Source organism: Ochrobactrum sp. SFR4 (assembly GCF_019730395.1).
Taxonomy (GTDB): domain Bacteria; phylum Pseudomonadota; class Alphaproteobacteria; order Rhizobiales; family Rhizobiaceae; genus Pseudochrobactrum.
The window spans coordinates 1-427 of the sequence record NZ_JAAPBB010000234.1 but is presented as its reverse complement, the minus strand read 5'-3'; the positions used below and the strand labels follow the sequence as shown (position 1 = coordinate 427).

At 51.1% G+C, this 427-nt stretch carries 1 protein-coding gene; it reads left to right on the top strand.

Translation table 11 applies throughout. The features are described 5' to 3' along the window. Window positions 1-427, top strand: a 427-nt coding sequence (locus HBA93_RS18775; protein ID WP_221724308.1) for a tape measure protein, incomplete at both ends; no start/stop codon positions are given.

Here is a 427-nt window from a genome sequence, read left to right as displayed (position 1 = left end):
CGAATGCTGGTGTGTTGCGCGATCTGGGTAAGTCTACAGCTCAGGCTCTTGATTATACTGAAGCCTTAAATAATGCGCTTGTTGTGTCTGGCGCAAAAGCTGAAACGGCAACATCTGTTCAGGAGGCCATGTCTCGTGCAATGGCGCTTGGTAAACTCTCAGGCGATCAGTTGAACACTGTAATTGCCAAAGGTGGCGAAGTTGCAAGCGTTTTGGCCGCTGAACTTGGTGTTTCGACACTTCAATTGCGCAAGCTTGGCGCAGAGGGGAAGATTACCGGTGACGTGATTTACAATGCCCTGACAAAGCGTGTTGATGAGCTTCGCGAAAAGGCCGGTGAAATGCCTGCGACAATGCAGGATGCGGCGACAGCATGGGGGAATGCGTTTACGACTATTGTTGGTGCTATTGATCAGGCAACGGGGTC